15 protein-coding genes and 1 tRNA gene are annotated in these 24525 nt (G+C 71.2%); 4 read left to right on the forward strand and 12 right to left on the reverse strand.

Going from position 1 to position 24525, the window contains the following annotated elements; all coding sequences use genetic code 11:
- Window positions 1-159: 159 nt before the first annotated feature.
- Window positions 160-2202 carry a glycoside hydrolase family 31 protein gene (locus OHT01_RS11845; protein WP_328553104.1) on the forward strand — a complete coding sequence of 681 codons (2043 nt, stop codon included), beginning with the start codon at window positions 160-162 and terminating at the stop codon, window positions 2200-2202.
- A gap of 66 nt (window positions 2203-2268) precedes the next feature.
- Here OHT01_RS11845 and OHT01_RS11850 read toward each other — a convergent pair whose 3' ends face one another.
- From OHT01_RS11850 to OHT01_RS11875, 6 genes are all read right to left on the reverse strand, one after another.
- Window positions 2269-2985, reverse strand: coding sequence for a glycoside hydrolase family 12 protein (locus OHT01_RS11850; RefSeq protein WP_328553105.1), 717 nt, complete (start codon window positions 2983-2985; stop codon window positions 2269-2271).
- Window positions 2986-3021: 36 nt separating this feature from the next.
- A complete protein-coding gene (locus tag OHT01_RS11855; RefSeq protein WP_328553106.1) occupies window positions 3022-5280 on the reverse strand; it encodes a glycosyl hydrolase family 95 catalytic domain-containing protein in 2259 nt (752 codons plus the stop codon).
- Window positions 5277-7283, reverse strand: a complete 2007-nt coding sequence (locus OHT01_RS11860; RefSeq protein WP_328553107.1) for a beta-galactosidase — start codon at window positions 7281-7283, stop codon at window positions 5277-5279. The genes OHT01_RS11855 and OHT01_RS11860 overlap by 4 nt, the downstream gene beginning before the upstream one ends.
- A 169-nt stretch (window positions 7284-7452) precedes the next feature.
- Entirely contained in the window at window positions 7453-8388 is a 936-nt protein-coding gene (locus tag OHT01_RS11865; protein WP_328553108.1) for a carbohydrate ABC transporter permease, read from the reverse strand.
- Window positions 8385-9479, reverse strand: a complete 1095-nt coding sequence (locus OHT01_RS11870) for an ABC transporter permease (protein ID WP_328553109.1) — start codon at window positions 9477-9479, stop codon at window positions 8385-8387. Before OHT01_RS11870 ends, OHT01_RS11865 begins: the two co-directional genes overlap by 4 nt.
- Window positions 9480-9505: 26 nt before the next feature.
- Window positions 9506-11185 (reverse strand): Tat pathway signal sequence domain protein, encoded by a 1680-nt coding sequence (locus OHT01_RS11875; protein WP_328553110.1) that lies wholly within the window; start codon window positions 11183-11185, stop codon window positions 9506-9508.
- Window positions 11186-11547: 362 nt separating this feature from the next.
- On the opposite strand from OHT01_RS11875, the gene OHT01_RS11880 reads away from it, so the two are divergent.
- Together OHT01_RS11880 and OHT01_RS11885 are read left to right on the forward strand one after the other, a co-directional pair.
- Complete coding sequence (locus OHT01_RS11880; RefSeq protein WP_328553111.1) at window positions 11548-14430, forward strand: glycoside hydrolase family 3 C-terminal domain-containing protein; 2883 nt, start codon at window positions 11548-11550, stop codon at window positions 14428-14430.
- A 306-nt stretch (window positions 14431-14736) separates the two neighbouring features.
- Window positions 14737-14809 (forward strand) — tRNA-Gly (locus tag OHT01_RS11885).
- A 58-nt stretch (window positions 14810-14867) separates the two neighbouring features.
- Here OHT01_RS11885 and OHT01_RS11890 read toward each other — a convergent pair.
- Genes OHT01_RS11890 through OHT01_RS11895 form a run of 3 tightly spaced genes read right to left on the reverse strand, consistent with a single transcriptional unit; the run spans window position 14868 to window position 16473 of the window.
- Window positions 14868-15659: a helix-turn-helix transcriptional regulator gene (locus OHT01_RS11890; protein WP_328553112.1), complete on the reverse strand. Its 792-nt coding sequence runs from the start codon at window positions 15657-15659 to the stop codon at window positions 14868-14870.
- Window positions 15584-16105, reverse strand: coding sequence for a DUF6415 family natural product biosynthesis protein (locus OHT01_RS40170; RefSeq protein WP_443043522.1), 522 nt, complete (start codon window positions 16103-16105; stop codon window positions 15584-15586). The genes OHT01_RS11890 and OHT01_RS40170 overlap by 76 nt, the downstream gene beginning before the upstream one ends.
- Window positions 16106-16110: 5 nt before the next feature.
- Window positions 16111-16473 carry a hypothetical protein gene (locus OHT01_RS11895; protein ID WP_328553113.1) on the reverse strand — a complete coding sequence of 121 codons (363 nt, stop codon included), beginning with the start codon at window positions 16471-16473 and terminating at the stop codon, window positions 16111-16113.
- 719 nt (window positions 16474-17192) lie between these two features.
- Between OHT01_RS11895 and OHT01_RS11900 the strand changes: the two genes are divergently transcribed.
- Window positions 17193-18020, forward strand: a complete 828-nt coding sequence (locus OHT01_RS11900) for a hypothetical protein (protein ID WP_328553114.1) — start codon at window positions 17193-17195, stop codon at window positions 18018-18020.
- Between the two features lie 363 nt (window positions 18021-18383).
- Here OHT01_RS11900 and OHT01_RS11905 read toward each other — a convergent pair whose 3' ends face one another.
- From OHT01_RS11905 to OHT01_RS11915, 3 genes are all read right to left on the reverse strand, one after another.
- Window positions 18384-19829 (reverse strand): aldehyde dehydrogenase family protein, encoded by a 1446-nt coding sequence (locus tag OHT01_RS11905; protein ID WP_328553115.1) that lies wholly within the window; start codon window positions 19827-19829, stop codon window positions 18384-18386.
- A 248-nt stretch (window positions 19830-20077) separates the two neighbouring features.
- Window positions 20078-21745 (reverse strand): PucR family transcriptional regulator, encoded by a 1668-nt coding sequence (locus OHT01_RS11910; RefSeq protein ID WP_328553116.1) that lies wholly within the window; start codon window positions 21743-21745, stop codon window positions 20078-20080.
- Between the two features lie 273 nt (window positions 21746-22018).
- The gene (locus OHT01_RS11915) at window positions 22019-24445 is read right to left on the reverse strand and encodes an ATP/GTP-binding protein (protein ID WP_328553117.1); all 2427 of its coding nucleotides are present in this window, start codon (window positions 24443-24445) and stop codon (window positions 22019-22021) included.
- Window positions 24446-24525: the final 80 nt, after the last annotated feature.

Here is a 24525-nt window from a genome sequence, read left to right on the forward strand (position 1 = left end):
CGCGCCCCCTCTCCGCACCCCCGCTCGCGTTCCCTGCCCGCACCCCCGCCTGCGCTGCCCGCCCGCGCCCCGACCCGCACCGCCGGCCGCACCCGCACCGCCGGTGCGCACGCCTTGCCTGCACTCCTTCATGTCTGCACTCCTTCAGGAGCACTCAACGTGAATCAGTCCGCCGAAACCCAGCCCCAGGTCAGCCTCGCGCAGTCCTCCCCGACCATCGGCACGTTCCGTGAGCGGGACGGCGCGCTGGAGTGGACGGGCCGCACGGAGACCGTCCGGATCGAGCCGTGGGGCCCCGACGCGGTCCGGGTCCGCGCCCGGCTCGGCGGCCCCGTGCTCGAAGGCCTGCCGGGAGCCCTGCTCGACGAGCGGGAGGCCGCCGCGAGCACGATCCGAATCCAGGACGGCATGGGCTTGTTGACGGTCGGAGCCCTGACCGTCGATGTGAGCGCCGAGGGGCTGGTCCGCTTCACCCGCACCGACGACGGCGGTGAGCTCCTCGCCGAGGAGCGTGCCCACTTCTGGTGGCCGGGCTCGCGGCTGTACACCCCCACCGGCAACGGCCACCACCGTCTGGAGCAGCGCTTCGCCGCGTACGAGGGCGAGAAGCTGTACGGCCTCGGGCAGCACCAGCACGGGCTGTTCGACCAGAAGGGCGCGGTGCTGGACCTGATCCAGCGCAACGCCGAGGTCACCGTGCCGGTGCTCACCTCCAGCCGCGGCTACACCCTGCTGTGGAACAACCCGGCGATCGGCCGGGTGGAGCTCGCCGGCAACGGCACGCGCTGGGTCGCCGACTCGGCCCGTCAGATCGACTACTGGATCACCGCTGGCACCCCGGCCGACGCCCAGCGCCGCTACAGCGCGGCGACCGGCCGCACGCCGATGCTGCCCGAGTGGGCGGCCGGGTTCTGGCAGTGCAAGCTGCGCTACCGCACCCAGGACGAACTCCTGGAGGTGGCGAGGGAGTACAGGCGCCGGGGCCTGCCGCTGTCGGTCATCGTCTGCGACTTCTTCCACTGGACCCACCTCGGCGACTGGAAGTTCGACCCGGCCGAGTGGCCCGACCCGGCGGCCCTGCAGGCCGAACTCGCCGAACTCGGCGTCAAACTGGTCGTGTCGGTCTGGCCGTCGGTCTCACCGCTCTCCGAGAACCACCAGCTCATGGAGCAGCGGGGTTACTTCATCGGCACCGAGTACGGACCGATGGCGCACGCCGACTGGCCGGACAAGGAGGTCGCGTCCACGGTCCAGGTGGCCTTCTACGACGCCACGAACCCCGAGGCGCGCGCCTTCCTGTGGTCGCGGGTGAAGGACAACTACCTGGATCCGTACGGCATCTCGGCCTTCTGGCTGGACGCCTGCGAGCCGGAGCTGAAGCCGGGCTTCTCCGAGAACCTGCGCTACCACGCGGGCCCGGGTCTCGAAGTGGGCAACCTCTACCCGCGCGAGAACGCCCGCACCTTCTACGAGGGGCTGCTCGCGGCCGGGGAGACCGAGATCGTCTCCCTCAACCGCTCGGCCTGGGCGGGCAGTCAGCGCTACGGGGCCGCCCTGTGGTCCGGCGACATCGGAACGGACTTCGCGACGCTGCGCCGCCAGATCGCCGCGGGCCTCAACACCGCGCTGTCCGGCATCCCCTGGTGGAACACCGACATCGGCGGCTTCCACGGCGGCGATCCGGACGACCCGGCGTACCGCGAGGTGATGATCCGCTGGTTCCAGTTCGGCGCGCTGTCCCCGCTGATGCGCCTGCACGGCTTCCGCGACCCGGGCCTGCCGCTCGGCCCCGGCATGACCGGCGGACCGAACGAGGTCTGGTCGTACGGCGAGGAGGCGGGCACCGTCATGGAGGCGTATCTGCGGCTGCGCGAACGGCTGAAGCCGTATGTGCTGGACGTCATGCGGCAGGCCCACGAGGAGGGGCTGCCGGTGATGCGCCCGCTGCTCCTGGAGTTCCCGGAGGACCAGGCGGCCTGGTCGGTGGACGACGCCTACCTCCTCGGCCCCGACCTGCTGGTCGCGCCGGTCCTCACCGCCGGCGCCACCGCCCGTACGGCGTACCTCCCGGCGGGAGCCCGCTGGACGGACGCGTGGACCGGGAAGACGTACGAAGGGGGCGCGGCCGTCACGGTCGACGCACCGCTCGACCGGATCCCGCTGTTCCTGCGGGACGGAGCCCGGCTTCCCGTGGCCGGCTAGGACCCGGGCCCGTCCGGCCGGATGCGGCCGGTCCCGCGAGGGACCGGCCGCATCATCGTGCGGGGATCAACTGCTGCTGACCGTCAGGTTGTTGGTGGTGAAGTCGAGACCGCCCGCGGACGAGGTGATCTCGAAGCCGAACTGCACGTCGCCGATGGTCGCGCCGCTCGACATCCATCCCTTGGTGTTCGCGATCCACTTCAGGATCGGGAGGATGTTGAGGGTGCCGGAGGTGGAGTCCGAGGTGCGCAGGAACGAGAAGACGTCGTTCGCGCCGTTGTTGCCCTTGTAGACGGTCCAGGTGTTGCCGTTCAGCGTGAGCGTGCCCTGCGAGGTGCCGAGCGCGCCGACGGCTCCGTTGTAGTTGACCCAGAGCATGATCTCGTGGGCGTAGCCGGTGTCCCAGATGTCGTACGAGGTGTCGTACGCGCCGGCGGACGGGACGGTGACGTTGTAGGTGCTGGTGAGGGTGGACAGCCCCGAGATCGTCTTGCCGACGTACTTCTTGGAGTTGGGGTAGGACTTGATGCCGCCGGTGTTGGGGTGGTCGGCCCAGACTCCCCAGTTGGTGCCGGAGTTGGCCCAGATGCACTGGCTGCCGGCGCCGGAGCCCCAGATGTCGTTGTAGAGCGTGTACCCGTTGAGGGTGGTGCTGCCCCACTGGTCGCAGGAGGACCAGACGGCGGCCTGGGCGGGGGCCGAGGCGAGGCCGATGGTCGCGCCGAGCGCGAGCGCGGGTGCGACGAGGGCCTTGGTCATCCTGTTCAGCGTGCGAAGTGCCATGGTGTCCCTTCCATGGGTGGGGGGAGGTGCGGGGGTCTACCGCGGCCCCAGGGTGAGGACGCGGTCTTCTCCGGCGCTCAGTGAGAGCGGTCGCGCGCCGGTGGAAGTCCGGAGTTCGACGCGGCAGGTGCGTTCCGGCCGCAGCACGGCGGTGGCGCCGTCGGGGTTCCAGATGAGGTCCGCCTCCGCGCCGAACCTCGTCCGGATGCCGCGGAGTTCGCCGCTCGGGAGGCCGGCGGGGAGTGCGGGGAGCAGGACGAGCCGCTCGGGCGTGGACTGGATCAGTGCCTCGATGAGCACGGCGGGCAGGGTGTGGGCCGCGTCGGCGTTGTAGACGTGCCGGTTCGGGTAGTGGCCGCTCATCAGGGAGACGTGGAAGAAGTCCCCGGTCAGGACGTTGTCGAGGGCGGCGGCCACCCGCTCCGCGTCCCGCAGCCGGGCGGCCACCAGGGCGTGGTGGAGGTGGCCGTGTGCCGAGTCGTTCTCCGCGCCGCGCAGTTCGAGGGCGCGATGGGCCGCCGCGGCGAGGTCGGGGGTGTCGTAGGGGTTGATCTCGTCGAGCGGCCAGACGCCGTAGAGATGGCTGAGGTGGCGGTGGTCGTAGGTGTCGTCGAGTCCGGCACGGGCCCACTCGGCGAGCGCGCCCTCGGCGTTGACCCGGTGCGGGGGCAGCCGGTCGGCGAGCGCACGCCAGCGCTCGGCGTCCGGCCCCGGGTGGTAGGCGGCGGCCGTGCTCAGGGCGTGCCGGGCCGCGGAGAGGTCCATGGCGGCGTTCAGGGTGATCCATCCGGCGTTCGCGGGCCGGTTCTCCGGGGAGTAGGACGGCACGATCACCAGGTGCCCGTCGTCGTCGGTCCGGGTGAGGAAGTCCTCGTAGAAGCGGGCCACTTCGGCGAGTGCGGAGGCGAGGCGCGGGTCGCGTCCGCCGCGGGTCTCGTCGTGGTCCACGAGGGGCTTGAGCAGCCAGTCCGCGCCGGCGGTCCACACGTGCAGCGGATACGCGCGGCTGAGGTGGTGGATGTGGCCGGACTCGCCGTCGGTGTGGGCGGGGGCCACCGCGCCACGCGCCCCGAAGACGGCTCGGGCGTTGTCGCGCCAGTGCGGCAACTGGCCGTGGACCAGGGCCGCGTGCGCCTCGGTGACCTCGGGGAGCGCGGCAGCCGCGGCCGACGCGGTCTGCAGATTGAGGTTGGCGTCGGTGGTGAACGCACCGGACCAGGCGGTGTCCCAGTCGCCGGTCCACAGCCCGGTCAGCCGGGGCGGCAGCGTCCCCGCCGCGGACAGCAGATGGTGGCGGCCGGCCGCGAAGAGCCGCTCCAGAAGGGCGGGGCTCTTCGGACGGCGGACCAACTCCGACCCCGGGAGCGCCCGTTCGGCGGGATCGGCGTGCAGGTCGAGGGTGACGCGGAGGTAGGCGGGGCGGTGCCGGGCGGTGTGGCGGGCGAGCAGGTGGGCGTAGGCGCGCTCGATGTCCTCGTCGCCCCGGCCGGCCTCGGGCAGCAGGTCCCGCAGCGCGCGGACCTCGGTGAGGGCGTCCAGCTCGCCCGGGTGCCGGTGGACCCGGGTGAGCAACAGCATCGAGCCGGCTCCTTCGACCCGTACGCCGGCCGGCGCGGGACGGGTCGTGCCGTCGGTGACGAGGAGCGTGACCCCGGTGTACGCCAGGTCGCTGTCCGGGTAGCGGGCGCGCAGCGTGAGGAGGGCGCCCTCGGGCGTGCGGACGGCTCCGTGGCCCACCGCCAGGCCCTCGGGCGCTCCCGGCAGCCGGTGGTCCAGGCTCACCTCGACCGCGGGGCCGGGGGCGGTCACGTACTGCGCGATCACGTCGTCGGCGCGGGAGACGAAGACCTCGCTGCGCCGGTCGCCGCTTTCCGCACGGACCACGCCGGTGGTGAAGTCGGCCTCGCGCCGGTAGGCACGGCGCTCCTCGGCCGGGCGGCGCAGCCGTACCTGGAACGCCGGATGGAAGGGCTGCACCCACAGCAGCGGCCGGCCGTCGGTGAAGTCCTCCCCGGCCCGGACGTCTCCGGCCAGCAACCGGTCCTGTACGTCGGCGAGGCGGTCGGCGAGTTCGGGCGGGCGGGCGTCCGCGCTGCCGTTCGGACGGACCAGGCGGTGGTGATTGACGATCACCCGGTCGTCGTTCGGATCTCCGAACACCATGGCGCCGTGTGTGCCGTTCCCGCTCAGGAAGGCGTCCTCCCAGCGGGCGGCGGGCAGGGGTTCCCAGGTTCCGTGGACGGGGGCCGGGACGGGGGCGGCGAGGCGGGCGTCGGCGCGGGGGGCGTCCGTCATGGCGTGAGCACCGCCGCTCCGTAGCGCTCCAGTCGTACGGAGCCGTGCGCGGGCGTGCCGCCGAGCAGGTCGCGATGGCTGCCCGGCACCTCGACGGTCACCGGGGCGCGCCCGTGGTTGAGCAGGAAGAGCAGGTCGCCGCGCCGGACGGCCTCGACCCCGGCGGGCAGCCCGTCGAGCACCGGCCGGACACCCGCGCCGTCCGCCGCTCGCGCCAGCAGTTCGCGCAGGGCGTCCGGTTCGGGAAGGGTGGACAGGTACCGGGCCGTTCCCTTGCGGAGCACGGCGGGCAGGCCGTCGAGTTCGCCGCCCCGGTAGCGCGCCTCGGCGACCGCCGTGCCGTCGGGTTCGATCTCCTCGGACCAGAGCGTGCCGAGGAAGCCGTCGCATGTGGCGGTCTCCCCCGCCTCCAGCGGCCACCACTCTTGGAGCGTGCGGATGCCGAAGAGTGCGCGCAGCCGCTCGTCCATGCCGCCGGGGCGCACGCGGTCGTCCTCGTCGGCCACGCCGGTCAGGAAGCCGCAGACGAGCGTGCCGCCCGCCCGTACATGGGCCAGGAGGTTGCCGATCGCCGCGTCGGTGAGCAGATAGAGCTGGGGCACGACGACCATCCGGTAGGCGGACAGGTCGTGCTCGGGGTGCGCGAACGCGGTGCCGAGGCCGGCTTCCCAGAGGGCGCGGTGCCAGGCCCGGAGGACTTGCGCGTAGTCGTTCTCCGAGGACAGCCGGCCGTCGTGCGCTCCCGCCCACCAGGAGTCCCAGTCGTGCAGGATCGCGATGTCCGAGGTCACGCGAGTGCCCGTCACATGAGCGCTCAGGGCGGCGAGTTCGGCGCCGATCTGTTTGATCTCCTGGAAGGTGCGGCCCCGCTCCCCCGCGTGGCCGATCATCCCCGAGTGGAACTTCTCGGCGCCCTGCCGGGACTGCCGCCACTGGAAGTAGCAGACGGCGTCCGCGCCGCGGGCCACGGCCTGCAGCGACCACAGCCGGTTCAGTCCGCGCGGCTTGGGATGGTTCACACCGCGCCAGTTGACCGCTCCGGCCGCCTGTTCCATGAGCATCCAGGGGCCGCCCGCGGCCTGGGACCGGGTCATGTCCTGGATGAGCGCGCCGTTCTGCGCGCCGAGCGGATCGCGCGGGTCCGGATAGCTGTCGACCGAGACGACATCCTCCTCGGCGGCCCACCGCCAGGCGTCCTGACCGGCCCACATCGGCATGAAGTTGCTGGTGACCGGGATGTGCGGGCTGTGGCGGCGCACGATGTCCCGCTCGGCGACGCAGCACTCCAGGAGCATGTCGGAGGTGAACCGCTTGAAGTCGAGCACCTGCGTGGGGTTCTTCATGTAGTGCGCGTGGCGCGGCGGGAGGACCTCGTGCCATCCGTCGTAGCCCTGGCCCCAGAAGGCGCTTCCCCAGGCCGTGTTGAGGGCTTCGACGGTGCCGTACCTGTCCTGGAGCCAACGCCGGAAGGCGGCCGCCGCCTCGTCGCCGTAGTCGAAGGTGCAGTACTCGTTGTTGATGTGCCACATCGTGAGAGCGGGGTGGCGCCCGTAGCGGGCGGCCAGGTCCTCGGTGATGGCGGCGGCACAGCGGCGATAGACGGCGCTGGAGTGCGAGAAGTGCTGCCGGGAGCCCCACCATTCGGTGCGGCCGCCCTCGTCCCGGGGCAGTGTCTCGGGGTGCAGCCGCCCCATCCAGGGGGGCGGCGAGGAGGTGGGGGTGGCGAGCACGACGCCGACGCCGTGCTCGTGCATCAGGTCCATCAGCCGGTCCAGCCAGGCGAACTCCCTTGCCCCTGGCCGTGGTTCAAGTCTGGCCCAGGAGAAGACCCCGAGGGTGACGGAGTTGACCCCGGCCTCTTTCATGAGCCGTACGTCCTCGTGCCAGGTCTCCTCGGGCCACTGCTCGGGGTTGTAGTCGCCGCCGAAGAGGATGCGGCCCCGGGTGGCGTCGCCGAGGGTCGGCCGCCCGGACTCGGGACCGGTTCCGCGGGGCGTGGGCATGACCTACCTCGATCGGGGTGTGGGGGTGGATCGCCGCGGCCGACCGCTGGTCAGGAGCAGGTCGGCCGCGGCGAGCGGAGGGGGCGGCGGAGCGCTGGGCACGGGGTTCGGGGGCACGGGGTTCGAGGCATGGGGTTCGGGGCGGGGGCGGGGGTCCGGCCGTGGTGGTTCACCCCTTCACGGCGCCGGTGAGCATGCCCTTCTTGAAGTGCCGCTGGACGAAGGGCGAGAGGATCGCCACCGGGAGCAGCGCCATCACCATGACGGCCATCTGGACGGCCAGCGGCGACAGTTGGCCGGTGTTGATCTGGGTGGCGAGTCCGACGGGCCGCTCCTGCTTCTGCACGAGCTGGATCATCACGTTCTGCAGCGGCATCATGTCCTGGTCGGTCAGGTAGATGGAGGCGTTGAACCAGGCGCTCCAGTAACCGACCGCGTAGAACAGCGAGATCACCGCGAGGACCGCCCGGGAGAGCGGCATCACGATCTGCCACAGGATGCGCCAGTCGCCCGCCCCGTCGATGCGGGCGCTGTCGATGAGTTCGGGCGAGATGCCCATGAAGAACGCGCGCAGCACCAGGATGTTGAAGACGCTGACGGCGCTGGGGAGGATCAGCGCGAGATAGGTGTCGGTGAGGCCGAGCGCCTGCACGAGCAGGTAGGTGGGGATGAGTCCGGCGCCGAAGAACATCGTGGCGAGGAGCAGCATCAGGAACCAGCGGTGGCCGAGCGATCCGATGCGGGAGAGTCCGTAGGCGCACAGGACCGACACGGTCATGCTGAACAGGGTGCCGACCAGGGTCACTCCGACGCTGACGAGCGCGGCGCGCTGCACCTGGCCGCCGGTGAGCAGTTCCCTGTAGGCGACGAGGGAGAAGCTCCTGGGGACGACGACCAGCCCGCCCGCCGCGTCGATGGTCTTCTTCGACTGGAGGCTGGTGACGACCACGATCCAGAGCGGGAAGAGGATCGCGAAGGCGGCCAGGGTGAGGGTGAGTCCCTTGCCCGCGAGGCCGGCCTTCGACGGCTCCTCCTCCCAGGGCGGCCGGGGCGGCGCCGCCCAGCGGCCGGGCTTGTCCCTCGGCGCGTGGGTCACGGCGGTCATTTCTTGTACACCCCCTGCTCACCCATGAGATGGGCGACCTTGTTGGCGGTCAGGACGAGCCCCAGTCCGACCACACCCTTGATGAGTCCGGCGGCCGCGGCGTAGCCGAAGTCCTGGTTGCGGATGCCGTTCCACCACACGAAGGTGTCGAGGACCTCGGAGGCGCCGGGGCCCACCGAGTCGCGCTGGAGCAGGAGTTGCTCGAAGCCGACGGTGAGCGCGTCGCCGACGCGCAGCACCAGGAGCAGGGCGATCACGGGGCGCAGGGCGGGCAGCGTGATGTGCCACATCCGCCGCCAGCGTCCGGCCCCGTCCATGGCGGCGGCCTCGTACAGGTCGGGCGGGACGGACGACAGGGCCGCGAGGAAGACGATGATGCCCCAGCCCGCGTCCTTCCAGACGCCCTCGGCCGTGACCAGGAACTTGAAGATCCCCGGATCGGTCATCAGGTCGATGCCCTTGTGCCCGTGCTGGCGCAGGGTCTGCGCGATGATGCCCGCCCCGCCGAAGATCTGCTGGAAGACGGTGACGACCAGGACCCAGGAGAAGAAGTGCGGGAGGTACATGACCGCCTGGGCGACCGCCCGGACCCGGGGCCTGACCACGCTGTTGATGAGCAGCGCGAGGCCGACCGGGATCGGGAAGTACAGCACGAGCTGGAGGAAGAAGAGCACGAAGGTGTTCTGTACCGCGTGCCAGAAGCCCGAGTCCGCGAAGATCCGCTGGAAGTTCTCCAGCCCGATCCAGGGGCTCTCGAACATCGCGACGAAGCCGTTGTCGCTCAGGTAGGGGTCGTAGTCCTGGAAGGCGACGACATTGCCCAGGACCGGTATGTAGGTGAAGACGAGGAGGAGCGCGATCGCCGGCAGGGTCATCAGGATCAGGGTGCGGTCGCGTCCGAACCGGAGCCGGAACCCCAGCTTTCCGGCGTCCTTTCCGGCGCTCCCGCCGGCCCGCCGTCCGGTGGCCCGCCATCCGCGGGCCCGCCGTCCGGTGGCCCGCCCGTCGGCGCCGTCCGGTGGGCCCCCGTCCGGGTTCCGCCTGCCCGCCTTGGCCCCGGCCCTGCTCCGGGGCACCGTGCTGTGCGACACGGCCTTCTCCTTGCCTCAGCCCTGGGTCACTTGGCCGCGGAGCCGTTGTCGTCGAGCAGCTTCTTGTACCAGGCGCGCAGGTCGTCGCCGCCCTTCTGCTTCCAGTCCGCGACGGCCTGCTGCATGTCGCCGATCTTCTTGCGGCCCCGGACGATGTCGTCCTCCAGCTGCTCGAAGTCGTTGGCGAGGTTGGTCCACCGGTTGGGCTCGGTGATGGTCAGGCCGTAGAAGGAGGACTTCTTGGTGAAGGCGCCCATGCGCTGCTGCCATTCGACCTGGAGCTTGGCGATCTCCGGCAGGTCGGGGTGCGCGAGGTAGGCGGCCGGGTCGCCGGTGTAGTCGTAGGCGCCGTTGACCTCGTTGGTGCCCTTGGTGGTCTTGGTGGGCAGGCCGTTCTTGACCGTGTAGTCGGTGCCCTCGACGCCGTACACCGTGAGCATGTACTCCTTGGTGCCGTACGGGGCCGCGCAGAAGTCGGCGAGCGCGAGGAAGTCCTTGATCTGCCGCTTGGACGCCTTCTTGCTGACGAAGGTGAAGATGCCGGCGGGCTGGGTGGCCCAGAGCGTGGGACTGCCGCCGGAGGGACCGAAGATGTCGAACGCGCCCATCTCGAAGTCCGTCTTCTGGGTGCGCTGTTCGGCCGTCAGGCCGTACCAGTAGGACAGGTCGCCGTTGAAGACGAGGGACTGGCCCGCGGTGAAGCGGTTGGACGCGTCGCCCTTGACGGCCTTGGCGTCGGGGTGGACGACGCCCGCCGCGTACAGCTTGCGCGTCCACTCCAGCGCTTCGAGGTACTCGGCGGTCTCGATCCGGTTGACCAGCTTGCCGTCCCGCAGGTCCCACCACAGCGCCTTGTCGCTGCCGTTGAGGACGCCGTAGATGTTGAAGGCGGTCCACTTGAGGTCGTCGCAGGCCCACACCTTCGCCTTGGCGTCGGTGGCCTCCTTCGCCCAGGACAGGAACTCGTCGGGCGACTTGGGCAGGGTCCAGCCCTTCTTCGCGAAGATGTCCTTGCGGTGGAAGGGCGCGATGTTCGTGACGTACGAGGCCGGCATCGGGATCGCGCGCAGCAGGCCGCCGAAGATGGAGCGCTGCCAGGCGTCGGTCGGTACGGCCGCGAGGTTCGGGTAGTCCTTGACCTTGTCGCCGGACAGGTACGGGCCGAGGTCGGCGAACTTGGCGTCGATGGCGGTCGGTATCTTGCCGTTCAGGTTCCAGCCAGGGACGACCACCACGTCCGGGATGTCGCTGGAGGCGAGGATCGCGCCCAGTTTCTCGTCGTAGGTGTTGCCGTCCTGGTTCTGCCAGGTCGCCTTGATGCCGATGGCCTCGTTCATGGCCGTGTAGTACGCGTTGTCGCCGGCCGGCGGGGTGCCCCAGAACGGCGACATGATCTTCAGGTCGCTGCCGCCGCCGAGCTTCTTCGGGACGGCCGTCTTCAGCGAGCTCAGGTCGATCGGCTGGGTGAATCCCGCCGCCGATCCGTTCTTCGACGGGATGTCGGGCGTGACGACACTCGACGCCACGAACGTCGGAAGGATCTTCTGGGCGTCCTTCCCCGAGGTGGTGCCGTCCTTGTTGCCGTCCTGTCCGCCGCCGCAGGCGGCGAGCAGGGGCATTCCGCCGGCCACGGCGGCCGCTGCGACCGCAGTGGAGGCGAGGAAGCTTCTCCGGCTGGGGGCGGAGGTGGCGGAGTTCGGCGTCATTGCGTCAACCCTTCATGGCGCACAGCAGGACACCCGGCGGTGGAGCCGTCGGCTGCGGTGTCTTGAGTGGATCTGCCTGAGCTGAAGCGGTCCTCGGGGGACTGTGCCCTCAGGGGAGGGAAGCCCGTCAATCGAAGCGCTTCGATGTTGCTGCGAGGTTAAGTGAACGCCTGGGGGTGCACAAGGGTCGATCCCAAGATTCCTCCGCGGTGTCCCGCAACAGGGCGACTCCGTAAGTGACTTGATATCACCGCCGGGAAACGGAGTTGCTGCGCCCGGTGTCTTGACACCCACCCCTCGGTCGATCGAGCATCGAAGCGCTTCGAAAGTACGTCGTCGCTCCACCACCGAGGGATCACCACGTGACCGCAGAGACGCCACCCATGCCGCCCTTCCGTGACGCGAGCCTGCCGTTCGCGAAGCGCATCGACGACCTGCTGGCGCGGCTCACCCTCGACGAACGGATCGCGCTCCTGCACCAGTTCGCGCCCGCCGTCGAGCGACTCGGGGTGCGGTCCTTCCGCACCGGCCAGGAGGCTCTGCACGGGGTCGCCTGGATGGGGCCGGCGACGGTGTTCCCCCAGGCCGTCGGACTCGGCGCGACCTGGAACGAGGATCTCGTGCGCCGGATCGGGGAGGCCGTCTCGTCGGAGGCCCGCGCGATGCGGGCCCGCGACGACCGCGTGGGCCTCAACGTCTGGTCCCCCACGGTGAATCTGCTGCGCCACCCGCTGTGGGGCCGCAACGAGGAGGGCTACTCGGAGGACCCGGCGCTCACCTCCGCCATCGCCACGGCGTACACCCGCGGGCTGCGCGGCGACCACCCCGCCTACTGGCGCACGGCGCCGGTCCTCAAGCACTGGCTCGCGCACAACAACGAGACGGACAGGGACACCTCGTCGTCCTCCGTCCGCCCGCGCGTGCTGCACGAGTACGACCTGCGCGCCTTCCGCGAGACAGTCCTGGCCGGCTCCGTCGCCGGCGTGATGCCCGCGTACAACCTGGTCAACGGCCGCCCCAACCACGTCTCGCCGTATCTGCGCGAGCACCTGCGGGCCTGGACCGACCAGGAGCTGCTGGTCTGCTCGGACGCCGGGGCGCCCTCCAACCTGGTCGACTCCGAGCACTACTTCGGCACCCACGAGGAGGCCACCGCCGCCGCGCTCCTCGCCGGCGTCGACAGCTTCACCGACCACGGCACGGACGGCTCGCTGATCACCGGACGCGTCCGGGGCGCCCTGGAACGGGGCCTGCTGACCGAAGCCGACATCGACACCGCGGTCCGTCGCCAGCTCGCCGTGCGCTTCCGGCTGGGCGAGTTCGACCCGGACCTCGACCCGTACGCCGGCACCGTGGACTTCGACACGCCCGCCCACCGCGCGCTCGCCCGGGAGGCCGCGGAGCAGGCGATCGTGCTGCTCAAGAACGACGGTCTGCTGCCGCTGCGCCCCGGTGTCCGGGTCGCCGTCGTCGGCCTGCTCGCCGACGAGTGCAAGCTCGACTGGTACAGCGGCACCCTCATCCACCGCTCGACCCCGCTGGAGGGCCTGTACGAGCGCTTCGGCGCCGAGCACGTGGACTTCGCCGAGGGTGTGGACCGCGTACGCCTCAGGACCTCGTCCGGCGCGTACCTCATGGTGCCCGCCGCCGAGGAGGCCTCGGAGGAGGTGCGCGGCGCCGAGGGCGCCCTCGACCCGGCGCTGCTCGCGGGCCGCACGGATCTGCCCCCGCTGACCGCCGACGCCGTCGGCACCGAACTGGCGCTGGTCGACTGGGGCGAGGGCGTCCTCACCCTGCGGGCCCCCGACGGCCGGTACCTCTCGGTCGCCGACGACGGCTTCGTCCGCGCCTCCGCCGACCGGCCTGGCGGCTGGGTCGTCCAGGAGACCTTCCGGCTGGAAGCCTCCGCAGCCCATCGGAACGGTCACCTCCTGAAGCACCTGGGGACGGGCAGGTACGTCTGTGTCGCCGCCGAGGGCGTGAAGGTTGCCGACGAGGACGCCGGGAACGCCGGGATCTTCGAGCTGGAGTTCGGCGAACGCGGCGAGGACGCGGTGGCCCGCGCCGCCGCCGGAGCCGACGTGGTCCTCGTCGTCGCGGGCAACGACCCGCACATCAACGGCCGCGAGACCGAGGACCGTACGACCCTTCGGCTGCCCGCCCATCAGGAGCGGCTGCTGCGCGCCGCCCGCGCGGCGAATCCGGACACGGCGCTGGCCCTCGTCTCCGCCTACCCGTACGCGGTCGACCACGCCGATCTGCCCGCCCTGCTGTGGACCGCGCACGGCGGCCAGGCCGCGGGCACCGCGCTGGCCCGCGTGCTCGCCGGGGACGTCTCCCCCGCGGGCCGCCTCCCGCAGACCTGGTACGCCGGGGACGAGGATCTGCCCGGCCTGCTCGACTACGACGTGATCGGTGGCCGGCAGACCTATCTCTACTTCGAGGGGACTCCGCTGTTCCCCTTCGGACACGGCCTGTCCTACGCCTCGTTCGGCTACACGGACCTGCGGGTCGGGCGGGAGGCGGCCGCGTTGACCGTCTCCTGCACCGTCACCAACACCGCGGCCGTGCCCGCCGACGAGGTGGTCCAGCTCTACACGCGCGCGGTCGCCCCGTCCGTAGCCCGCCCTCGGCGCGAACTGGCGGCACACCGCAGGATCCGGCTCGCCCCGGGCGCGTCGGCCACCGTCTCCTTCGAACTCCCGCTCTCCGCGCTGGAGTTCTGGGACGTCGCGCACGGTCGCCGGCGTCTGGAGCCGGGCGCGTACGAGCTGCTGGTCGGCGCGTCCAGCGAGGACATCCGGCTCGGCGCGACCGTCGAACTCGACGGCGAACCGGCGGCTCCCCGTCCCGTCCGCGAACGTGGCCTGGACGCGGCCGACTTCGACGAGCAGCTCGACACCGCCATCGTCGACCGTACGAAGGCGGCGGGCGACGCGGTGACCCCGGCGGACGGCGGCACCGGTGAACTCCTGTACCGGGACTGCGATTTCGGCGAGGGGGTCACCGAGGTCACCGTGGAGGCGGCGGGCGAGGGGGTTGTGGAGGTCTTCCTGGACGGCGGCCTGCCGGTCGCCGGACAGCCGCGGGCCGGCGCCCCGGTCGCCGAGGTCACGGTGAGCGGAACGCGGGGGCCCTACGACTACCGCACCATCGCCGCCGCGTTCGCCGCCGGCGGATCGCACGATGTCCGCCTCCGACTGCGCGGGCCCGTGAGGCTCGCGCACGTCGGCTTCTCCGGTTGAGGGTCCGGAGGAGCCGGCACAGGGGTCCGGCACCGGAAGGCATCGGTGCCGGGCCCCTTCTCCGGCGACATTAGCTGAAAACGATTGTCACTGAAGATGTCGTTTTCGGTCACGCTCGACGGAACGCCGGCGGCCGGAGCCTGTGGGCATCCGCGAGCGCTCCCGGGAAGGCGGCCGCACACCCGCTCCGGGCACCGGGCTCTCCGGGCTCCGGGCAATCACGCCCCGGGCAGGGCGTTTCCCCCTCCCGAGCCATGCGCTAACATGATCTTCAGCAGATCGGCAGACGTCACGCCGGTTCGCGACGCGTCGGTGGTCCAAGGAAAGACGCCCCGCTTCCTGCGGGGAAATGCAGGTGCAAGGCCTGCCCGGCGCTCCACGAAGACCCTTGTCCCGCACTGTCCGGGACAAGGGTCCTTTTTTCTGTCCGGGTCGGTTCAGGAGCGGGCCGGCAGCCAGCCCTGCTGAACGGCGCGTGCACCGGCCTCGAAACGGCTGCGTGCGCCGAGGCGGTCCATCAGCTCGGAGGCGATCCGCCGGGCCGTGCGGTGCGACACCCCGAGCCGTTTGGCGATCGCCTCGTCGGTATGACCCTCGGCCAGGAGACGGAGGGCGGTCGCCTGCTGACCGGTGAGCCCGTTCGGGTCGGTGGGGACGACCTCGCCGAGCGGCCGGGCGGCCTCCCAGGTGGTCTCGAAGAGCGCGTACAGCGCGGTGAGCGTGCCCTGGCCGGTCAGCAGGACGGCGCCCGCGGCGGTGTCGTCGCTGCTGACCGAGATCATGGCGGTCCGCCGGTCCATGAGGATCATCCGGGTCGGCAGGGACGGAATCGTGCGGATCCGGCCGCCCAGCCGGGCCAGCCAGGTGGCGTGTTCGACGGTGGGCCGGCTGGAGCGGACGCTGTCGAGGTAGATCGTGCGCATACGCACCCCGCGGCCGAGCAGATCCTGGTTGAGCGGCCGTGAGGCGGCCATGTTCTCCGCGGTCTGCGGACCGCCCGGGGCGAAGGTCAGGAACTCCTCGCGCACCTCGCGGGTGGGTACACCGTCTCCGTGACGGAGCCGGCCGGCGTCCGCCGGGGCGATCTGCCAGCCGGCGTCACCGGCGAGAACGGAGTAGGCCGGAACCGCGTCCGCCGCTGACCGGAGCGTGACTACCGGGGAGGCGAGAGCCGCGGCGACGACGAGGGAGGAGACCGCGGCGACTTTGGCGATTCGGGTACGAAGCATGGGTGTTTCCGTTCCTTCCGGGATGAGATGCGGTGTCCGGCTCGCCGTCGCGTCCCGCGGTGGCGCTCGGCTCGGTGATCCATAGGTTCGTCGCAGCTCAGGCCGTGAGGAGAGTTCACGGATGGACGGAAAGGGCCTTGGACCGATGTGTCCACGCGGGCCGCTTCAGTCCACCGTCCGAGGTTCGAAGGCCGACGGCACTCGCCGGGAGCCGCCTCCAGCGTCTGGCGCGCACGGCCGAGGACGAGGTCGGCAACGTCTCGTGTCGACCCCTCCAGCGGCGACACCGCTCGCTCCTCGACCTCGCACAGCAAGAGGCCCGCGTGTCCTTCGAGCTGAAGCGCCAACAGGTCCAGCTCGGCGCCTCCTCTCGGGCGGGTCCCGCCGTCCAGGCCCTGGGCGCCGGCGTCGCGGATCATGCCGACGTGGATGGGCCGCTCGTCCATGCTGCTCACCGGGCGGCCTCCGCCCGGCGTTCGAGCAGCCGCCGGGCGGCACGGATCATCAGGTCCAACGCGTCCGGGGCGCAGAGGTCACCGGCCGGGTCGAGTGGCACGCACCAGTGCGACGAGGTCGCCTCGGCGGGAGCCCTGACGGAGGGATGCGGGACGCCCACACAGGTTGTCTCGTCGAGGTGAGCGACGTGGCGGTCTCGTCGGCCTCCGGCCCGTTCAGGGCGGATGTCTGCTCGCGGCGGGATGAGGGCGTGGTAGCGGTGCGGGTTGAGATCCATGAACACCGGGCCTCGGATGGCCTCCGCGAGATACTCCTCGACCGCAGGCAGTTCCTCGGTGCCTGCGGCAGCGAAGACCAAGACACCCGAGATCCGTACGGCCTCGAAGGTGCGACCGCCCCGGAGCAGGGCGAGACCGTACTTGTCCCACTCGATGCGGGCGCGGTCGGCGGGGTCCGCCGCCTGCTGGGGCCAGCCCTCTGCAGCTCTGTCCGCGACGGTAGCCGCGGCACGGGTCCATGGACGTCAAGGAGTCTAATGATCTGTCTGTGCCCTGGGCGAAGGGCGCCGTAGTCGCCACGAATCGACGCATCTCTGACCGCGCCTGCCAGACCGACAGCAGGTCTGACGGCCTATCCAGCCGAACTCCTCGACTGGCATCCGTTCCGGTGATATGAACAGGATCCTCTCATTGACGAGACAAGGGCCCGTACGGCCTGATTGAAGCGGCACAAGCGTTACGGGAGCCGAATGTGCACTGGCCCAAAGCCATTTTCCTCGCCACCTTCGTCATGGTCTCCATTCCTGCGACGCTCGGATTGGGGGCGACCCTAGCGCTTAGAGAATTCGGAGGTAATTCACCATGGCGAAAGGATCGGGAATCGATCGGGCGACCTAAGAGTGCACACTTCACAGAAATTGCCGCCGCTGAAGCTCGACGGTCCGTCGCGGCATGCCGACTGTACGGGCACCCGCTAGCCTCATCGCCTTCCCTGCGTGGCCAATATATCCGGTCCGCGATCAGCCTAAAGCAGCTCTCGCGGACGGAAGCGGCCATTTCCGTGGTCGCCGTTATTCCGATGCCCGCGATTCTCGCATATGCCGCATACAAGAAAACCCCCGATTGGCCGTCGACTCCCGAGCAACTGCGCACGTGCGGTCTTCTTTGGGGCATCGCGCTCGCGGCGTCCGCCCTGATGTTTATCCAGATGAATTATTGCCATATGTGGCGCCGCGAAAATTCCGACAACGCCGCCATCATCATATGCTTCTCGATATTGCGACAGCTCTCCGAACTCCCGCGGAACGCGGCGAATATCCTGGAGATTGAAGACCTGTTCGCCAAGCTCGCCAAAGAGATAGCCGACTTTGCCTCCGCTAGTCCACATTTCTCAACGCCGAGTAGGCGGGTCGACGTTGAAAGACACACCTCCGCCGTACGCGCCGAGTTGATGCGCCAGTCCGGCGAACTCCTTTCCAGGGGAGTCACTCAAGTACCTGCGGCAGTGGCAACAATCGGCACCCTGCTTGAGCGGTTGACTCAGCAACGCTGGTTGCAACTCTTGGACGTGGAAGGCGCAGACATCTCGACCCCGGAAGTCGTCGACGACACAGACAGGCGCGACTCCTGGATCATCGTGGGCGGCAGCGCCTTCGCAGCTCTCGGCCTTGGCAGCGCAAGCGCTCTCGGGATCCCTCTTACCGCAGCAATACCCTCAGCCCTTGTCTTCCTCCTGGGACCTGCGACGCTTTGGGGCAGCAGTCGACTGGGCCTGACCCCGCGTTCCGTGCTTGCGTCAACTCGCGCGTCCCTGACGGACGCGACACAAGATGACAGTCCCTCAAGCCCCGGCACAAGGCCTACCTCACTTGGCGCCCAAGCAACTCACGGCTTGAATCGTGATTGAGCGTCTTACGATCTACCGCGGCCTGGATGAGTACTGCCGGCGCTGCGGATCCAGCCCCATGGCCAGCGGGCTTGAAGACCTGGGCCGACTCCGCGTCCTCAAACCGCTCGGTCTGCCAGTCGCCAGACCTCGCCCCGCCTTCTCTCCACTTCACCTGGATACTGGTGACGTCCCCGGCCTTGTTCTTACGCCCTACGACGCTCGCCATGGACGGAGAGTAGCGTCGCGTGTTCCCAACGTGTTCCCAAGGCCGCACGGAAACCAGCCAAGATTCGAGCGTTATTGCACGTCAGGACGCTGGATACGCCGACGGCCGGAGCCCCCGCACAGTGGGCTCCGGCCGTCGGCTTCGGTGGGGCTTCGTCAGAGAGCGAGGCCCGTCAGGACCAGCACGCGCTCGTAGGTGTAGTCGTCCATCGCGAACTTGACGCCCTCGCGGCCCACGCCGGACTGCTTGGCACCGCCGTACGGCATCTGGTCGGCGCGGTAGGAGGGCACGTCGCCGATCACGACACCGCCCACCTCCAGCTCGCGGTGCGCGCGGAACGCGGTCTGCAGGTCGTGCGTGAACACACCTGCCTGGAGGCCGTACTTGGAGCTGTTGGCGGCGGCGAAGGCGGCGGCCTCGCCCTCCACCCGCTGCACGGTGAGGACCGGCCCGAAGACCTCCTCGCAGGAGATCGTGACATCGGCCGGCACGTCGGCGAGGACGGTCGGCGCGTACGAGGCGCCGTCCCGCTTGCCGCCGGTGAGCAGGGAGGCACCGGCCGCGACGGCCTCGTCCACCCACGACTCGACGCGCTCGGCGGCGGCCTCGCTGACCAGCGGGCCGACATCCGTCGTGGCGTCGGACGGGTCGCCGGTGACCTGGGCCTCGACGGCGGCGACGATGCGCGGCAGCAGCCGGTCGTACACCGCCGCGTCCGCGATCACCCGCTGGACCGAGATGCAGGACTGGCCGCCCTGGTAGTTGGAGAAGGTCGCGATACGGGTCGCGGCCCAGTCCAGGTCGGCGTCGCTCGCGAAGTCGGCGAGGACGACGGCCGCGCCGTTGCCGCCCAGCTCCAGGGTGCAGTGCTTGCGCGGCACCGAGTCCATGATCGCGTAACCGACCGTCTCGGACCCGGTGAAGGAGATGACCGGGAGGCGCTCGTCCTGGACCAGGGCGGGCATCTTGTCGTTGGCGACCGGCAGGATGCTCCAGGAACCGGTCGGCAGGTCGGTCTCGGCCAGCAGGTCGCCGATGATCAGGCCGGACAGCGGGGTCGCAGGCGCCGGCTTCAGGATGATCGGGGCTCCGGCGGCGATGGCCGGGGCGACCTTGTGGGCGCACAGGTTCAGCGGGAAGTTGAAGGGCGCGATACCGAGGACGACACCCTTGGGGAAGCGACGCGTGAGGGCGAGCCGGCCCTGACCGCCCTGGTCGGTGTCGAGGCGCTGCGCCTCGCCGCCGTTGAAGCGGCGGGCCTCCTCCGCCGCGAACCGGAACACGGACACCGCGCGGCCGACCTCGCCGCGGGCCCACTTGATCGGCTTGCCGTTCTCGGCGGAGATGAGCTGGGCGATCTCCTCGGTGCGCTCGGCCAGCCGGCGCGAGACGTGGTCGAGGGCGGCGGCGCGCACGTGGGCCGGGGTCGCGGCGAACTCGTCGCGTACGGCGTACGCGGCGGCCACGGCCTCCTCGACCTGGGCCTCGGTGGGAACACTGACCCGACCGACGACCCGGCCGTCCCACGGCGAGGTGACGTCGAACGTGGTCTCACCGGTGGCCTGGCGGCCGGCGAGCCAGAAGGCGTGGGTGGCCCCCACAGTTTCTTCCTGGGGCATGTGCGAGTCCCGGCCCTTCCATAGTGGGGGTGCTTGTTGGGGGTGGAGCTGTGGTCCTGCGCTTTCCCGTCCACGGTAGGGCCGCGAACACCACCGGCGGTTTGTCCGACGCGTAGCAGTCGGCGGGCGCGGTGCGCCGGTTTGGCCTGATCGTCGAGGGTGACCGGGGGTCGCTCTCGTCCCGGGCGGTCACAGGAACGAGGTGCCTCCGCCGCGGCGAGGGCGGGGGATCACTCCCCCGTCGCGGCGGTGGTCTTCAGAGCCAGCCACAGTTCCATCCGGACGTCGGGATCGTCCAGCGACCGGCCGAGGATCTCCTCGACCCTGCGCATCCGGTAGCGCAGCGTGTGCCGGTGGACGCCGAGGTCGGCGGCCGCCGCGTCCCACTGTCCGTGCCGGGACAGCCACGCCCGCAGCGAGGCGACCAGGTCCCCGCGCCCGGTGGCGTCGTGCTCGCGGAGAGCCCGCAGGAGCCCGTCCGCGAAGGCCCGTACCGCGTCGTCCGCGAGCAGCGGCAGCACGGATCCGGCGGCCAGTTCCTCGTGCTCGACCAGGAACCGGCCCCGCCGCCGGGCGACGGACAGGGCCTGTTCGGCCTGCTTGTAGGCGGCGCGGGCGGCGATCGGGCCGGCGGGGGCCGAGAGCCCGACGACCAGCTCGTCCTCGTCCCCGGCGGCCCCCGCGGGCTGCTCGCGCGGGACGGACCGGGCCGACTCCAGCACCACGGCGTAGTCCCCGCAGGCCGCGACCGCGGCGCCGCCGTCCACGGCGAGGACGACCAGCCGCTCCCCGTCGGGCACAACGAGCACCGACTCCCCCGAACGGGCGGCGGCGGATTCGACCACCTCGGCGAGGCCGCCGAGCGGATCGCCGTTGGCGTCGGGAACGGCGACGGCGGTCTTCGCGGGCGCGGCGGCGCCCACGCGCGCGTGCCCGTCGGCGTGCACCCGCCCGGCCGACGCGGACACCGACTCGGCGATGATCAGCCGGAAGGGCGCGTCGAGGAGTTCGCCGTACAGGTCACCGGCGACGGCCCGCGCGTGGTCGGACTCCCCGGCGAGCAGCATCCCCAGCACCGCCGCGCCGATCCGCTGCTCGGCGGCGTGCAGGGACCGCGACCGTTCGGTGGTGAGCGTGAGCAGGGCGATCGCCGAGTGCACGGCGTAACGCTCGGCGGTGCCGAGGGCTCCGGCGGTCCCGACGGCGAGCGCGGCGCGCGGCCTGCGGCCCGTTCCGAGGGAGTGCAGTTCGACGCGGTCCTCCCCGCCGACGACCGAGCTCGCGGGGGCGGGCCGCTCGCGCAGCCGTTCCACGTCCGGGGTCAGCCGCGCGGCGCGGCGCCCCGCCCAGTCCGGCGCGGTGGCGACGACGGCGCCGGACGCGTCGTAGAGCGCGGCCCAGCCGTCGACCTGTCCGGCGAGCGCGCCGAGCAGGCCCTCCGGTCCGTCGTTCAGCGCCTGTTTGGTGAGTTCGCGCTGCGCGGCGAATCCGGCGGTGACCGCCCGGTACTGATCGGCGGCGATGGCGGCGGACACGGCCTTGCTGATGGCGAGGAAGGGGGTGCGCCGGGGTACTTCGAGGAGCGGCAACCCCTCCTCGTCGGCCGCGTCGACGAGCGCTTTCGGGATCTCGTCGTAGTTGACGCCGACGGCGAAGCCGATCCCGACGACGCCGGCGCCGGCCAGCCGCTTCACGTAGCGCCGCATGACCTCGGGATCGTCCGCGTCCAGTTTGAGCGCGGTGATCAGCAGCAGTTCCCCGCCCTCCATGTACGGCACGGGGTCGGCGAGCTCGCTGACGTGCGCCCAGCGGACCGGCACGTCCAGGCGGTCCTCACCCGCGCGCACCGTGAGCTTGAGCGCGGAGTGGTGGACGAGCGAGGCGAGCGTGGGGGGCATGAGGCCTTCAGGTCGGTGTGATCTCTGTGATCTTTTGGCCGCCGCGTATGAACGGCCTGTGTCGATTCTGCCTCACCGTACGGTCGCCGCGTGCGTTCATATCCATACCACCTGGTCAGCGGGTCCGCATATCGATACGCACCGCTCCATACGTCCCGCGAGGCGCACACCGGCCCGCGTACGTCCCGCTGGGCGGTCCCGCGGCGGGCCCGCCGCGGGACCCCGGACCTGGTGTCCTGCCCGGCCGTACGGTTCGGCGGCCGGGCGGGACGGTCAGCTCCGCAGGTCCACCAGCAGGGGCGGGGCATGTTCGCCCCGCACGCTGGTCAGCGACAGCACCGCGTGTCCCGGCGGCACCGCGTGGGCCAGTTCGGACGCGGACCAGTGCTCGCGCTCGACCTGGCGCACGGTGACGGCGTCCGTGGTCACCGCCTTGCCGGTCACCAGCTTGCGCAGCGCGTGGATGGCCCGGGTCATGGGCTGGTCGGCGAAGACGGTGTGCTTGGCCACGTCACGGGCTTCCACCCACTCGGTGCCCCAGGACTCGGCGAAGCGCCCGCCGTCCCACGTCGTGACGCCGGAGAAGGCCATGCGGCAGCCGACCGCCCCGTACAGCGGCCCGTGCAGGGCCTCGGGGATGTCCCCGATGGTCCGCAGGGCGAGGACCACGCCCGCGTTCTGCGCCCGGAAGCCCTGGATGCGCCGCACGGTCTCGGCGGTCAGGGCTCCGGTCGCGTCGTCGAGGACCAGGCAGGCGAAGTGCCCGCGCTCACCGCCCGAGGCACTGCCGCGGACGACCGCGGCGAACTGGGCGAGCAGCAGCCGCGTGATGAGCTGGGACGCCTCTTCGTAGCCGCGTTCCGGGAGATCGATCCGGACGCGCAGCGGATGATGGGCCACCGCCTGGAGGGAGAAGGGCCGGGCGCTCCCGCCCGAGCCGAAGAAGTCCGCGAAGACGGGCCGGTCCAGCAGTGCCAGGCGGTCGGCGAGAACCGGGCCGGGGTCGTTCGAGCCGCCCTTCTGCCGCAGCCGAGCCTCCAGTTCACGGAGCATCGCGGGGTGGCCCCCGGCCGACAGGCCGTCCCGCAGGGGCTCCAGTGCCGCGGGCACGCCTTCCAGGAGTTCGCGCAGTACGGGAATCGTGGGGAAGCGGTCGTGCACGGCCCGGTAGGGACCGAGCAACTGGGCGAGGGCCGTGGCGGCGCGCCGGACGTCGACGCCGTCGACGCTCCCGACCAGTCCCTCGGCGAGAAAGGCCGCCGCCTCGTCGGGGTCCTCGCAGTCGGCGTACAGGTCCAGATCGTGGATCGACGCGGGATCGCCGAGCTTCACGACGACGTCGTACGACGTGTCCGGACCCACCGGTGCTCCGGCGGCGGCCACCACGACCACGGCACACCGTGCGGTCAGGGCCTGGAGCCCGAGCGATTCGACGACCGGCCGGACGAGGTGGCGGGTCTTCCCGGAACCCGCCGGTCCGACCGCGAGGAGCGAGGTGCCGAGCGTCGCCGGGTCGAGTGCGGCACCCGCGCCGGAGTAGGCGAGCGGGGTGCGTTCCCGGGAGACCCACCGGCCGAGGCGTACCTGGGAGGCGAGCAGGTCGTGCGAGGCGGCGCGGGCGGGCAGGTCGCGGGCTCCGGACGGATGGGCCCAGGCCGCGGCGCCCCGCCGCAGCACGGTGTCGCTGAAGACGGCGAGCCGTCCGTCCCGCTTCGCCGTGGTCCAGGCCCGCAGAATCCGCGCGCAGTCCACGTCGTTCATCCGCCCGGTGAGCATCTCGGAGGACAGCAGTTCCGCCGCCTTGAGCTGTCCGGTCGCCCGCAGTTCGGGCCATTCGGACAACGGGGCGGACGGGTCCCGGGGCTCGGCCGGGGGCGCCGCGGCTCCCGCCGGGGCCCGCCGGGAGCGGAACCGGTCCCGGGCGAGCGGCCACCAGCCGCCGAGCTGGGCGAAGGGCAGCAGGACCAGCACGGTGATCACGGTGTAGATGCCGTAACTGACCGTCAGGGACTGAAAGATCTCGTGGCCGCCGGCGAGCAGGGCCACCAGGGAGAACACCGGATCGACGATCGGCAGGGGGTCCCATCCCACGCCCGGGAAGGCGTCCGGCCAGACGAACGTCAGGGTCAGCAGGGCCGCCAGGGCGGCGATCACCGCCCGGCCGGGCTGCGCGCGCCGGACCACGAAGTGCTGGGCGACCTCGCGCCAGCTCCCGAGACGTCCCATGCCGTAGATCAGCACGCCGAAGAAGAGGCCGTCGTAGACGACCCGGGCGTCCACGCCCTGCCAGGACTTCGGCGCCGTCGTCCCGCCCCACCACCAGTCGTCCGGGGTGAACAGCTTCAGCACGACCAGTTGGTAGGGAACGGCCCCGCGGCGCCACAGCGACCAGACGATCAGTCCGATGAGCAGGGGGATCACCAGTCCGACGATCGTCACGCCGGAGAGCCGTCTGCGCTCCTTCGGCGGCCGTGGGGCGACATAGCCGTACCGCCAGATTCCCAGGGCGGCGTCGGGGCGGGGCGCGTCGAGCCAGTCGCGTACGGCCGGCCGGGGCGCGGGGTGCTGTCCCGGCACGGTCGGCGGTCCCGAGGGCCGGGGCGGGGGCGGGGCACCGCCGGGAACCCCCGGGGGTGCGGCCGGACGAGGCACGGGATCGGCATGAGTGCCACGTGCGTCGCGCGTACCGTCGAAGTCCATCGTGTGCGCCCCCTGACCAGCCAGTCCGCTTGTCACTCTCAGCCCAATCTAGTGGTCCCGCGGGGCGAGTTCACCGTTTA

This window comes from Streptomyces sp. NBC_00358 (genome assembly GCF_036099295.1).
In the GTDB taxonomy this organism is placed as follows: domain Bacteria; phylum Actinomycetota; class Actinomycetes; order Streptomycetales; family Streptomycetaceae; genus Streptomyces.